The following is a 12618-nucleotide window of genomic DNA, read 5'->3' as shown; positions in this document are numbered from 1 at the left end:
CTACGCGCGGTGAGGATAAAAAACTCGCCGCCTTTTTTCGCCCTTTCGAGAAATTCTCGCGGAATATTCGTCGGTAAATAGAGATTAATCCTACATAGATATTTGAACAATCCGGATAGTCTGCCAGCCCTCGATTGGTCGGCCGCCTGTGAGGAGGGCCACTAACGTTAATCTAGCAGGTGACAGTTATGTGGAAGAAATTGACAACCAACTCAAACAACCCGTTTTTCAGAACCGTATTAAGTACATCGCTGTTTTCCGTGTGTATTTCATCGGTGTCCGCAGCCCCGGTTGTCGGTAGGGACGAAACCGTAAGCGGTGGTACCCCGGAATCCTGGGATCTCAGCCAGGGCGCGAGCTTAACCGTCAATAGTGCGCAGACGTTTCAGATCACCTCTGACAGTTCTATCCTCAACGTCAACGCTGGCAGTACAACCCAACAGATATCCGCGCGAAACGGTTCCAAGGTCAATCTGAACGGCGCAACCGTTGTCGGTACGGGCGGACTGGCCGCTGTTCTTCTGAGCAACAGTGACGCCACGATCGATAACAGCACGATCACTGGCAATCGCATTGGGCTTCAAGCGATTCGTGACTTTACTACGCAGATTGGCTCTCACGTCACGGTTGCCAACAACAGCACGATCAGCGGTGCTCTGGGCGGAGCGCTGGTGAGTGCTTTCAGTACCCTTGATCTGGTCGACTCAACACTGATCGGCACTGGAGTCACCAGTTACGGGCTTCGATTGCGCAGCGGTCAGGCATCTGCGACGGGTAGCACGATAGTGGGCGGACAGGAAGGTGTCGTGATCGATCTGGATCCCAACGAAGTCCGACCCGCGGTCCTGAATCTTGAAAACACGACCGTCCAGGGGCAAACCGGATCGGCCATTTTGGTTGACTTTGCCAATGCGTCAGACTCGACAGCCACCGTTTCACTTACCCGGGCTCGCTTACTCGCGGGCAACGGCACATTGCTTGACGTAAAGGGCGGAGCGAATACTTCACTATTGGTCAACGACAGCCAACTGGCAGGCAACATTGTCTCGGAGCAGGGCAGCACGACACATTTGACACTGCAGAACAATTCCACCTTGACAGGTCATTTGGAAAACGTCGCCAGCGCTACCGTCAATGACACGTCGAGTTGGGTCATGGTCGGCAATGGCAGCATTGAACAATTGACGCTTAACAACGGTGGCTCAGTGGTGTTCGGCGGCAACGATGCGTTCTACCAGTTGAACGTGGGCTCGCTGTCCGGTAACGGTCGGTTTGTGATGGGCACTGATTTCGCCACCGGGCAGACCGATTTGTTGAACGTCACTGGCAATGCCAGTGGGACGCACGAGTTATTGATTGCGAGCAGTGGCGTTGATCCGGCGGCTGGGCAACCTATCCGCGTCGTCCAGACCGCTGGAGGCGATGCACAGTTCTTCATGGACCGTAACGTCGAACTGGGTACTTATGCTTACGGCTTGGCAAAAAGTGGCAACGACTGGATCCTTGACCCAAGCACTCGAACGGTCAGTCCGGGCGCGAGGTCAGTTCTCGCCTTGTTCAATACCCCCTCGACAATTCTGCTCGGAGAACTCGCACCCTTGCGTACGCGTATGGGGGAATTGCGTTTCAATGGCGGTCGTGCCGGCGCCTGGGGCCGCACTTACGGCAATAGATACAATGTCGCCGATGGTTCTGGCGTGGGTTATAAGCAAACTCAGCAAGGTTTCACCCTGGGGGCAGATGCTGCAATTGGCGACTCCCAGTGGTTGGTGGGTGCAATGGCTGGTTACAGCAAATCCGACCTTGATCTTGATGCCGGAACTTCAGGAAAGATCGACAGTTACTATCTGGGCACTTACGCGACCTGGCTCGACGCGGTTTCCGGCATTTATTTCGATGGTGTTTTGAAAGCCAACCGTTTTCGTAACGAGGCGAAAGTGAGCCTTAGCGACGGCAAGCGTGCAAAAGGTGACTATGACAACACAGGAATGGGTGGATCAATCGAGGTAGGTCGCCATATACCGCTTGGCCATGGTGTGTATGTCGAGCCTTTCACCCAATGGTCTGCGTCCGTGGTTCAGGGTAAAAACTTTTCCCTCGATAACGACTTGCAAGCTGAAGGCGATCGTATGCATTCCTTTATCGGCGAGGCAGGCGCAACAATTGGTCGTAATATTGAACTGGAAAGCGGCCGAGTCCTGCAGCCGTATCTGCGCGCCAGTTGGGCGCACGAATTCGCCAAAAACAATAAGGTCGAAGTCAACAACAATGTCTTCAACAATGATCTGTCGGGGTCACGACTGAAGTTGGCTACGGGCCTTGCCATGACGCTGACGAAAAATCTTCATGTGCATGCCGATTTTGATTACAGCAATGGCCGCAATATCGAACAGCCATTGGGCGTCACTATCGGTGGACGTTATGATTGGTAAGTGCTGACAATGATTGCAGAAAAAAGGAAGCCATGAGGCTTCCTTTTTTACTTTATGCGAGTAGTCACGCGACGCGTTTATGCTGGGAGGTACTGTACAAAACAAGGCCGTTGACCGCATTGAATTTTACATTGATTTTCAGTTGGACCGGCGTTTCACCCTCTCTGTACTCAACAATCGCGTTTATCAGCTCACCGCTTAGGGCGCCGGTTTGGGAATTGAATTCCACTTTTGCTTTCCCACCCACCTGTGAATAGATGTAAGCCTCCGTTTCACTTTTATTGTGAACATAAGTCAACCTGACTACGGTCTGTTCGTAAGTCAGGTCGTACTCGCCGTCAGCCGCTCCTTCGGAGACAGAAAGAGTGATTTCTTTCGTAGCAGATTGCTGTACGTCGCGATGACGGGCAAACATTTTAAGGGCTTTACCATGTGGCGGTTCGTATTGCTCCGAGGTGAGCTCAACCAGCGTTGCCTTGAATTCCTCGGTGTCATTCAGCATCCCTTCGCACGTTCCAGCTCGGGCAGCCTGTCGGGTGTTGAGTGTTTTCGCGTTCATCGAAATAGTCTCCATAGTCATCACAAAGTATCCCGCTTTATAAAGACTACCCTCGGGATGAGCTATCAGACTGCTAAAACGACGCACTGTAAACTGTCAGAGTTGACAGTTTACAGTGCGTCGATTGTGTGTTTTTTATCTGACACACTGCTCAGCCAAACAACCCCGCCGCAATATTGATCGAGAAACCCAGAATCGCTGTATTGAACACAAACCCGATCAACGACTGCGCCAGCACGATCTTGCGTATTTCCCGCGTGGCCACGCCGACATCTGCCGTCTGTACAGCGACGCCGATGGTGAACGAGAAGTACAGAAAGTCCCAATAGTTGGGCGTCGTCAGGCCTTCGGCAAAGCGCAGCGCCGGCTCCTTGCCGTCCCAGGTGTAAAACAGCCGGGCGTAGTGGACGCAGAAAATAACTCCGATCAGCAGCCATGAGCCGATGACCGTCAATGCGGTAAAACCGTAATGCATCAATTTGTGGTGGGTATCCAGATCCTTGCTGCCGGCCAGTTCGAGGGTGATGGTCGCCAGGCTGGCCAGCGCCGCGATACACACCACGAACAGCACCAGCCCGGCGTTTTCGTCTTCGATGACTGCGATCTGTTTCACGTCCGGTGCCTTGGACCGGGCGGTGAGCCAGAGCATCAGAGCCAAATAGGTCCAGACCCCGGCGTTCCAGCCGATGAGGATCTTGCTGATGATGGAATCGGCGGGTGCCAGCAAGCCTACGGCAAGGCCGAACAAGGCAGCGGCGGACAGGCGAGGGTGGGTGCGGGCGAGGAAGCGCATGGGAGCTCGATGGGCCAGGGTGGTTCAGACACCTTAGCCCAGCGATGGCAGGTGTGACCATAACGCTGGATGTTTGCAAATCCCTGTGGGAGCGAGCTTGCTCGCGAATGCGTCCGGTCAGCCAACATCAACGTTGAATGTGCCGACGCTTTCGCGAGCAAGCTCGCTCCCACAATTGGGATCAGTGGGGGGTGGTGAATCGTTGTACGAGCTTTATGACGACAACGAAGAACACCGGCACAAAAATCACCGCCAATGTCGCCGTAATCATCCCGCCAATCACCCCGGTACCAATCGCCTGCTGGCTCGCCGAACTCGCGCCCGTGGCAATCGCCAGCGGCACAACGCCCAGAATGAACGCCAGCGAGGTCATGACAATCGGCCGCAACCGCAGGCGCGCGGCTTGCAGCGTGGCGTCGATCAGATCGTGACCTTCGTCATACAGACTCTTGGCAAACTCGATGATCAGGATCGCGTTTTTCGCCGACAGGCCGATGATGGTGATCAGTCCGACCTTGAAGAACACATCGTTGGGCATCCCGCGCAGGGTCACTGCCAGTACCGCACCAAGTACCCCCAGCGGCACAACGAGCAGCACGGACGTCGGAATCGACCAGCTCTCGTATAACGCCGCCAGACACAGGAACACGATCAGCAGCGAAAGCCCGAGCAGGATCGGCGCCTGACTCCCCGACAAACGCTCCTGCAGCGACAGCCCCGTCCATTCCTGACCCAGACCTTTCGGCCCCTGTGCCACAAGACGTTCGATTTCCGCCATGGCTTCGCCGGTGCTGTGGCCGGGTTTCGGTTCGCCGGAAATCGAGATCGCCGGATAGCCGTTGTAGCGGGTCAGTTGCGCAGGGCCCTGAGTCCACGTGGCTTTGACGAACGCCGACAGCGGCACCATTTTCCCGGCGTCGTTGCGCACATGCATCTTCAGCAAGTCATCGACCTGACTGCGGCGATCGCCCTCAGCCTGCACGACAACCCGTTGCATCCGTCCCTGATTGGGGAAGTCGTTGACGTACGAGGAGCCGATGGCGGTGGACAGCACGTTGCCGACGTCGGCGAAGGAAATCCCAAGTGCATTGGCCTGCTTGCGATCCACTTCCAGCTGCACCTGCGGCGCTTCGGCCAGGGCGCTTTCGCGCACGTTCATCAGGATCGGGCTTTTCTCGGCGGCGGCGAGCAACTGGGTGCGCGCCTCCATCAGGGTCGCATGACCGAGGCCGCCGCGATCCTGCAGGCGGAATTCGAAGCCGCTGGACGTACCGAGACCATCCACGGGCGGTGGCAGCACGGCGAAGGCCACAGCGTCCTTGATCTGGCTGAGGGCGATGTTGGCGCGGTCGGCAATCGAACTTGCCGAGTCGTCGCTGCCGCGATGTGACCAGTCCTTGAGCGTGGTGAACGCCAGCGCGGCGTTCTGCCCGCTGCCGGAGAAACTGAAGCCGAGAATCACCGTGCTGTCGCCCACACCCGGCTCGCCGGCGTTGTGCGCTTCGATCTGCTCGACCACCTGCACCGTGCGGTTCTTGCTCGCGCCGGGTGGCAGTTGAATGTCGGTGATGGTGTAACCCTGATCCTCGACCGGCAAGAACGAGGAGGGCAGGCGCGCGAAGCACAGGCCCAGACCCACCAGCAGCACAACGTAGATCAGCAGATAACGCCCGGTACGCTTCAGTGCGTAGCCGACCCAGCCCTGATAGCGATCAGTCAGTTGCTCGAAGCGACGGTTGAACCAGCCGAAGAACCCGGTTTTCTCGTGGTGTTCACCCTTGGCGATCGGTTTGAGCAAAGTGGCGCACAACGCCGGGGTCAAGGTCAGGGCGAGGAACGCCGAGAACAGGATCGAGGTGGCCATCGACAGCGAAAACTGCCGGTAAATCACGCCCACCGAACCCTGCATGAACGCCATCGGAATGAACACCGCCACCAGCACCAGCGTGATGCCGATGATCGCCCCGGTAATCTGCCGCATCGCCTTGCGTGTCGCCTCTTTGGGCGACAGGCCTTCGGTGGCCATGATCCTTTCGACGTTCTCCACCACCACGATGGCGTCGTCCACCAGAATACCGATGGCCAGCACCATGCCGAACATGGTCAGCACGTTGATCGAGAACCCCAGCGCGAGCATGGTCGCGAAGGTGCCCATCAGCGCCACCGGCACCACCAGCGTCGGTATCAGGGTGTAGCGGATGTTCTGCAGGAACAGGAACATCACCGCAAACACCAGCAGCATGGCTTCGCCGAGTGTGTAGACCACTTTGGTGATCGACACCTTCACGAACGGCGAAGTGTCGTAGGGAATCTTGTATTCCACGCCCGCCGGGAAATAACGCGACAGCTCATCCATCTTTGCCCGGATCAAAGTGGCGGTGCTGAGCGCGTTGGCGCCCGGCGCCAGCTGCACGCCGACGGCGGTGGACGGCTTGCCGTTCAGACGGGTGCCGAACTGGTATTCCTGGCTGCCGATCTCGACCCGCGCCACATCCTTGATGCGCACGGTGGAGCCGTCGGGATTGGCCTTGAGCACGATGTCGGCAAACTCTTCCGGCGTCGACAGTTGTCCCTTGACCAGAATCGTCGCGGTGATTTCCTGAGTGCTCGGGTTCGGCAGATCGCCGATGCTGCCTGCCGAGACCTGGGCGTTCTGCGCGACGATGGCGGCGTTGACGTCGGCCGGCGTCAGGTTGAAACCGATCAGCTTTTGCGGATCGACCCAGATCCTCATCGCCCGCTCGGCGCCGTACAACTGAGCCTTGCCGACGCCGTCGATGCGCTTGATCTCGTTCATCACGTTGCGCGCCAGATAATCGCTGAGCGCCACGTCGTCGAGCTTGCCGTCACTGGAGGTCAGGGTGATCAGCAACAGGAAACCGGCGGAGACTTTCTCCACCTGCAAGCCTTGCTGATTGACCGCTTGCGGCAGGCGCGACTCGACCACTTTCAGACGGTTTTGTACATCAACCTGCGCCAGTTCCGGGTTGGTGCCCGGCTGAAATGTCGCCTTGATCGTGGCGCTGCCGAGGCTGCTCTGGGATTCGAAATACAGCAGATGATCGGCACCGTTGAGCTCTTCCTCGATCAGGCTGACCACGCTCTCATCGACGGTCTGCGCAGAGGCGCCCGGGTACACGGCATAGATTTCGATCTGCGGCGGCGCGACGTCGGGGTATTGCGCCACCGGCAATTGCGGGATGGCCAGCGCACCGGCCAACAGGATGAACAACGCGACGACCCAGGCGAACACCGGGCGGTCGATAAAAAACTGCGGCATAGAAGAGCGTCCTGCTTACTGACCAGAGGTCTGGGCAAGTGGAAGAGGGGTGTCGTCGATCTGCACCACTTCGCCCGGACGGGCGTGTTGCAGGCCTTCGATGACAATGCGGTCGCCGGCCTTCAGGCCACCGGTAACGATCCAGCGGTCGTTCTGCACAGCGCCAAGCTGAACCGGCTGCTGGGCGACGCGCATCTGATCGTCGACGGTCAGGACTTGTGCGACACCGGCGCTGTCGCGCTGTACAGCGCGTTGCGGCACGGTGAGGCCATGCTGGATCACGCCTTGCTCCAAACGCACACGAACGTAGCTGCCCGGCAGCAGATCGAGATCCGGGTTGGGGAACTCGCTGCGCAGAATGATCTGCCCGGTGCCCGGATCGACGGTGATGTCGCTGAACAGCAATTTGCCTGGTAGCGGATAAAGGCTGCCGTCGTCCTGGATCAGCGTGGCCTTGACCTGATCCTGACCGACCTGCTGCAACTGGCCGGAACGGAAGGCCCGGCGCAATTCGTTGAGCTCACGGGTCGACTGGGTGAGGTCGGCGTGGATCGGGTTCAGTTGCTGGATCAGCGCCATGGGTGTGGTTTCGTTCTGGCCGACCAGCGCACCTTCGGTGACCAGGGCGCGACCAACGCGGCCGGAAATTGGCGCAGTGACGGTTGCGTAACCCAGATTCAGTTTCGCCCGTTCTACAGCAGCCTTGTTGGCGGCCACGTCGGCGGCGGTTTGTCGGGCGTTGGCGCGGGCGTTGTCGTAGTCCTGAGCGCTGATGGCCTTGTCGTCGATCAACTGGGCGTAGCGCTGCTCCTGCAATTTCGCCTGGAATGCGTTGGCCTCGGCCTTGCGCAGGGCCGCTTCGGCGCTGTCCAGGTCAGCCTTGAACGGTGCCGGATCGATGCGGAACAAAACATCGCCCTTTTTCACGTCGCTGCCTTCGCGGTAGGTGCGTTGCAGCACCACGCCGGCCACTCGGGCGCGGACTTCAGCAATGCGTGGCGCAGCAATCCGCCCGCTCAGTTCGCTGCTGATCGACAGGGGGCGCGCCTCAAGGGTTTCGATCCGCACGGTGGCCGGCGGTGCCTGTTCTTCGGCGTTCGAGGATTTATCACAGGCACTCAGCGTCAGCGCCAATGCGATCAGGCCGAGCCCGGCCAGCAGATTCTTCGACATGTACAACCCCCAATATTGATCTGCGCATCCTACGGACAGTCACCGAGGGTAGCGGTGAAGCTTTGTAGGCGCTGTGTGAAATTGTGTAAGGGTTTTGCTCAGTGACGAGTGAGGGCGTATATCCTTTACGCCTTGAATTATTTCGTGACTGTTAAGCCTCTTTCGCGAGCAAGCTCGCTCCCACAGGTTTTGTGAACGACACAAATTCAATGTGGGAGCGAGCTTGCTCGCGAAGAGGCCCTGACAAACACCACTGCAATATCTGGATCATCAATGCCCAACATTCTTCTGGTCGAAGACGACACCGCCCTCGCCGAACTGATTTCCAGCTACCTGGAGCGCAACGGTTATTCCGTCAGCGTGATCGGCCGTGGCGACCATGTGCGCGAACGGGCACGGCTCAACCCGCCGGACCTGGTGATTCTCGACCTGATGCTGCCGGGCCTCGATGGCTTGCAGGTCTGTCGCCTGTTGCGCGCCGACTCGGCAACGCTGCCGATCCTGATGCTCACCGCCCGCGATGACAGCCACGATCAGGTGCTGGGCCTGGAAATGGGCGCCGACGACTACGTCACCAAACCGTGCGAACCAAGGGTTTTGCTGGCGCGGGTGCGCACCTTGCTGCGGCGCAGCAGCCTCGGCGAGCCGATGACTGCCAACGACCGGATCCTGATGGGCAATCTGTGCATCGACCTGTCCGAGCGCACCGTGACCTGGCGCGAACAACCGGTCGAGCTGTCCAGCGGTGAATACAACCTGCTGGTGGTACTGGCCCGACACGCCGGGGAAGTGCTGAGCCGCGACCAGATCCTGCAACGCCTGCGCGGTATAGAGTTCAACGGCACCGACCGTTCGGTGGACGTGGCGATTTCCAAGCTGCGGCGCAAGTTCGACGACCACGCCGGCGAGGCGCGCAAGATCAAGACCGTGTGGGGCAAGGGTTACCTGTTCAGCCGTTCCGAGTGGGAATGCTGATTCGATGTTCAGAATCCTGTTTCGCCTCTATCTGGTGACGATCGTTTCCTACAGCGCGGCGATCTATCTGGTGCCGGATCTGGTGGTGATGGCGTTCAGGGAGCGGTTCGTCACCTACAACCTCGACTATTCCCGTGGCCTGCAATCGCTGATCACCAAGCAGTTTCGCACGGTGCCCCAGGATCAATGGCCGGCGCTGGCGGCCTCGATGGACAAGGATTTCCAGCCGTTGCACATCGTTCTGGCCCGTATCGATGACCCAGGCTTTACCGCCATCGAGCAAGAGCGTCTGCGGCGCGGCGAGAACATGGTGCGGGTGGGCGACTGGGGCTGGCGCACGCTGGCGGTCGCGCCGCTGAACGACGAAATGGCGGTGCAGATGGTGGTGCCGCCGGATCCGATGGATGTGAATTTGTTGTACTGGAGCATCAACGTGCTCATCGGCGCGAGCCTGCTGGCGTGCCTGTTGCTCTGGTTTCGTCCGCACTGGCGCGATCTGGAGCGGCTAAAGGGCACGGCCGAACGCTTCGGCAAGGGCCATTTGAGCGAGCGCACGCAGATCGGCCCGGGTTCCAATATCGGTAGTCTGGCCAACGTGTTCGACACCATGGCCGGCGACATCGAAAACCTGCTCAATCAACAACGGGATCTGCTCAATGCCGTGTCCCACGAGTTGCGCACGCCGCTGACCCGCCTGGACTTCGGCCTGGCGCTGGCGCTGTCCGATGACTTGCCGCAAGCCAGCCGCGAACGCCTGCAAGGGCTGGTCGCGCACATTCGCGAACTGGATGAGCTGGTGCTGGAGTTGCTGTCCTACAGCCGCCTGCAGAATCCGGCGAAGATGCCGGAGCAGGTCGAAGTGTCGCTGGACGAGTTCATCGACAGCATTCTGGGCAGCGTCGACGAAGAACTGGAATCCCCGGAAATCGTCATCGATGTGCTGCTGCACAATCAACTGGAACGCTTCTCCCTCGACCCGCGCCTGACGGCACGTGCGATTCAGAACCTGCTGCGCAACGCCATGCGTTACTGCGAAAAGCGCATTCAGATCGGTGTACAGGTCTGCCCGAAGGGGTGTGAAATCTGGGTCGATGACGATGGTATCGGCATTCCGGAAGACGAGCGGGAGCGGATTTTCGAGCCGTTCTATCGACTGGATCGCAGCCGGGATCGAGCCACTGGCGGGTTTGGTCTGGGATTGGCAATCAGCCGTCGGGCACTGGAAGCGCAGGGCGGGACGTTGACCGCGGAAGGTTCGCCGTTGGGCGGAGCGCGGTTCAGGCTCTGGCTGCCAACCCCGACCTGATGATCGCTGAGTTCCCACCCAGAGCGCTGATCGTTCCCACGCTCCGCGTGGGAATGCATACGGTGACGCTCTGCGTCACAAAGGACGCGGAGCGTCCTGGGCGGCATTCCCACGCAGAGCGTGGGAACGATCAGCAAGTCGGTCAAAGCAGTTCAGTCGACTGGATCAGTCCTACCCCGGCCACCTGCATCCGCTCGACCGCCGACGCCAGCGAGCCATTCAAATCAATCGCTCGGCACGCATCCAGCACCACAAACGCATTGAACCCCGCCGCCCGTGCATCCAGCGCGGAGAACATCACGCAGAAATCCAGCGCCAGCCCGACCATGTACACCGTGTCGATCCCGCGTTCCTTGAGATAACCGGCCAGACCCGTGGTCGTGACGCGATCCGCTTCCAGAAACGCCGAATAGCTGTCGATGTCCGGGTTGCAACCCTTGCGGATGATCAGCTGTGCATGGGGCAGATTCAGACCCTTGTGGAACTCGGCACCCTGGGTGGCCTGAACGCAATGATCCGGCCAGAGTGCTTGCTCGCCGTAGGGCAGTTGAATCACGTCGTAGGGTTTATGGCCGGGATGGCTGGAAGCAAACGACGCATGGCCGGCCGGGTGCCAGTCCTGGGCAATCACGACCTGTTTGAATTGCGTGGCGAGGCGATTGATCAGCGGAACAATCAGATCACCTTCGGGCACGGCCAGCTGGCCGCCGGGAGTGAAGTCGTTCTGTACGTCGATGACCAATAAGGCAGTGCGCGTTGAAATCGGCATAAAAGGGTCCTCCCTGGATAATCACTCGCCAAGCATAGCGACAGGTTCACTCACGCGCTCAGCCGCTCTTTGAAGGTTTTCGCCAGGCTTTCGAGTTCGGCCGACGCATGATGGCCGATCAGCATCCAGGCGTGTTCACGCTCGGTCCAGTACACCACGTTCATCCCGTGACGGCGTTCATGGGCCAGCGGCTGGCTGCCGCTGTTGGTGCGCGTGACGCACAGCGCCAGCGGGCCGTGGGTGGCGTCGAGCCAGGTCATCTGGGCGATGGGCACGCCGTCGTATTCAAGCAGCTGCGCGCGTTTGAACTGCGCGCCGGGCAGTTTCAGTTTCGCCGGCGTCAGGCTTACGCCCAGTCGCGCATCGATGGTGCGCAACTGCGCCAGTTGCGAGGCTTCGTCGGTAGGTAAATGCTCGAGGGTCTGCGGCACATACAGCGCCATGTAATCGCCCACCAGTTCGCGCCAGTTGTGCGATTGCTGCGTTTGCCAGGCCAGGAACAAGCGGTCCGCCGCGATACCTGCGAGCGCCACGCCTGCGGCGGCTGCGCCGATGAACCAGCGTCGGCTGAAACCCGGCTTCTGCGGTGACGGCGCGGCATCGAGCCGAGCCTGCAAACGGTCAAGTGGCGCCTGTTGCGCCAGTTCGTCGTAGGCCGCCTTGAACGGCAGATTGCTGCGGCCGAGCCATTGCACCCGCAGGCTCAGCAGCGGATCGTCGGCGATGAGGCTGTCGAGCTGGCCGCGTTGTTCGCGGTCCAGTTCATCGTCCAGATACGCCACCAGTTGCTCGTCGGAAGGCGCATTCATTGCCGGTCTCCTGCGGGGCTGTTCGGTACCGCATGCAGCGGCGGGTATTCGGCCAGTTTCAGGCGTGCTGTGGCCAGACGGCTCATGACCGTGCCGATCGGCACTTGCAGGATCTCGGCAACTTCGCGATAAGACAGGCCTTCAACGTAGGCGAGATAGACCGTTTCACGCTGGGTTTCCGGCAATGCATCGACCCGGCGGATCACCTGCGCCGCCATGACGTGAGTCTGCGCGGCGTATTCGCCATCGAAGGTCAGCTGGCTTTCGGCATCCATCATGCCCTGGCCCTGGCGCACCCGGCGGGCGCGCACTTCATTGAGCCAGATCGAATGCAGAATGCTCAGCAGCCAGCGGTCCATGCGGGTGCCGGCCACGTACTGGCCCGAACGCTCCAGCGCCCGCACGCAAGTGGCTTGCACCAGATCCTCGGCCACGTGCCGATTGCGCGACAGCAGCAAGCCGTAACGCCACAGGCGCGCCAGGTGTTGCCCGAGTTCGGCTCTGAAGGCCTGATCGCTGAAA

At 59.5% G+C, this 12618-nt stretch carries 10 protein-coding genes; 3 read left to right on the top strand and 7 right to left on the bottom strand.

Going from position 1 to position 12618, the window contains the following annotated elements:
* Positions 1 to 188 precede the first annotated feature (188 nt).
* Complete coding sequence (locus IHQ43_RS15410; RefSeq protein WP_192561169.1) at positions 189 to 2432, top strand: autotransporter outer membrane beta-barrel domain-containing protein; 2244 nt, start codon at positions 189 to 191, stop codon at positions 2430 to 2432.
* Between the two features lie 64 nt (positions 2433 to 2496).
* Here IHQ43_RS15410 and IHQ43_RS15405 read toward each other — a convergent pair whose 3' ends face one another.
* The 4 genes from IHQ43_RS15405 to IHQ43_RS15390 form a co-directional block, all read right to left on the bottom strand.
* Complete coding sequence (locus IHQ43_RS15405) at positions 2497 to 2991, bottom strand: hypothetical protein (protein ID WP_192561168.1); 495 nt, start codon at positions 2989 to 2991, stop codon at positions 2497 to 2499.
* Positions 2992 to 3142: 151 nt separating this feature from the next.
* Entirely contained in the window at positions 3143 to 3784 is a 642-nt protein-coding gene (locus IHQ43_RS15400) for a DUF1345 domain-containing protein (RefSeq protein WP_192561167.1), read from the bottom strand.
* Positions 3785 to 3965: 181 nt separating this feature from the next.
* Positions 3966 to 7064, bottom strand: coding sequence for an efflux RND transporter permease subunit (locus IHQ43_RS15395; protein ID WP_192561166.1), 3099 nt, complete (start codon positions 7062 to 7064; stop codon positions 3966 to 3968).
* Positions 7065 to 7079: 15 nt separating this feature from the next.
* Entirely contained in the window at positions 7080 to 8237 is a 1158-nt protein-coding gene (locus tag IHQ43_RS15390; protein WP_011334302.1) for an efflux RND transporter periplasmic adaptor subunit, read from the bottom strand.
* Positions 8238 to 8510: 273 nt separating this feature from the next.
* Here IHQ43_RS15390 and IHQ43_RS15385 point away from each other — a divergent pair, with 273 nt between their 5' ends.
* Positions 8511 to 9212, top strand: a complete 702-nt coding sequence (locus tag IHQ43_RS15385; protein WP_007960391.1) for a response regulator — start codon at positions 8511 to 8513, stop codon at positions 9210 to 9212.
* 4 nt (positions 9213 to 9216) lie between these two features.
* Positions 9217 to 10518: an ATP-binding protein gene (locus tag IHQ43_RS15380; RefSeq protein WP_192561165.1), complete on the top strand. Its 1302-nt coding sequence runs from the start codon at positions 9217 to 9219 to the stop codon at positions 10516 to 10518.
* A gap of 142 nt (positions 10519 to 10660) precedes the next feature.
* On the opposite strand, the gene pncA is transcribed toward IHQ43_RS15380, so the two are convergent.
* From pncA to IHQ43_RS15365, 3 genes are read right to left on the bottom strand one after another with little or no spacing between them, the layout of a single operon-like run.
* Positions 10661 to 11287 carry a bifunctional nicotinamidase/pyrazinamidase gene (gene pncA, locus IHQ43_RS15375; protein WP_192561164.1) on the bottom strand — a complete coding sequence of 209 codons (627 nt, stop codon included), beginning with the start codon at positions 11285 to 11287 and terminating at the stop codon, positions 10661 to 10663.
* A gap of 50 nt (positions 11288 to 11337) precedes the next feature.
* Complete coding sequence (locus tag IHQ43_RS15370; RefSeq protein WP_192561163.1) at positions 11338 to 12096, bottom strand: anti-sigma factor family protein; 759 nt, start codon at positions 12094 to 12096, stop codon at positions 11338 to 11340.
* A complete protein-coding gene (locus IHQ43_RS15365; RefSeq protein ID WP_192565007.1) occupies positions 12093 to 12578 on the bottom strand; it encodes an RNA polymerase sigma factor in 486 nt (161 codons plus the stop codon). Before IHQ43_RS15365 ends, IHQ43_RS15370 begins: the two co-directional genes overlap by 4 nt.
* Between the last annotated feature and the right edge of the window lie 40 nt (positions 12579 to 12618).

This window comes from Pseudomonas gozinkensis, from assembly GCF_014863585.1.
In the GTDB taxonomy this organism is placed as follows: Bacteria; Pseudomonadota; Gammaproteobacteria; order Pseudomonadales; family Pseudomonadaceae; genus Aquipseudomonas; species Aquipseudomonas gozinkensis.
This window is presented reverse-complemented; position numbering and strand designations above follow the sequence as displayed.

Bases quoted from the DNA above. Each gene is read 5' to 3' on its own strand.
- IHQ43_RS15410 (WP_192561169.1), top strand. From the start codon at position 189: ATGTGGAAGAAATTGACAACCAACTCAAACAACCCGTTTTTCAGAACC.
- IHQ43_RS15405 (WP_192561168.1), bottom strand. From the start codon at position 2,991: ATGAACGCGAAAACACTCAACACCCGACAGGCTGCCCGAGCTGGAACG.
- IHQ43_RS15400 (WP_192561167.1), bottom strand. From the start codon at position 3,784: ATGCGCTTCCTCGCCCGCACCCACCCTCGCCTGTCCGCCGCTGCCTTG.
- IHQ43_RS15395 (WP_192561166.1), bottom strand. From the start codon at position 7,064: ATGCCGCAGTTTTTTATCGACCGCCCGGTGTTCGCCTGGGTCGTCGCG.
- IHQ43_RS15390 (WP_011334302.1), bottom strand. From the start codon at position 8,237: ATGTCGAAGAATCTGCTGGCCGGGCTCGGCCTGATCGCATTGGCGCTG.
- IHQ43_RS15385 (WP_007960391.1), top strand. From the start codon at position 8,511: ATGCCCAACATTCTTCTGGTCGAAGACGACACCGCCCTCGCCGAACTG.
- IHQ43_RS15380 (WP_192561165.1), top strand. From the start codon at position 9,217: ATGTTCAGAATCCTGTTTCGCCTCTATCTGGTGACGATCGTTTCCTAC.
- pncA (WP_192561164.1), bottom strand. From the start codon at position 11,287: ATGCCGATTTCAACGCGCACTGCCTTATTGGTCATCGACGTACAGAAC.
- IHQ43_RS15370 (WP_192561163.1), bottom strand. From the start codon at position 12,096: ATGAATGCGCCTTCCGACGAGCAACTGGTGGCGTATCTGGACGATGAA.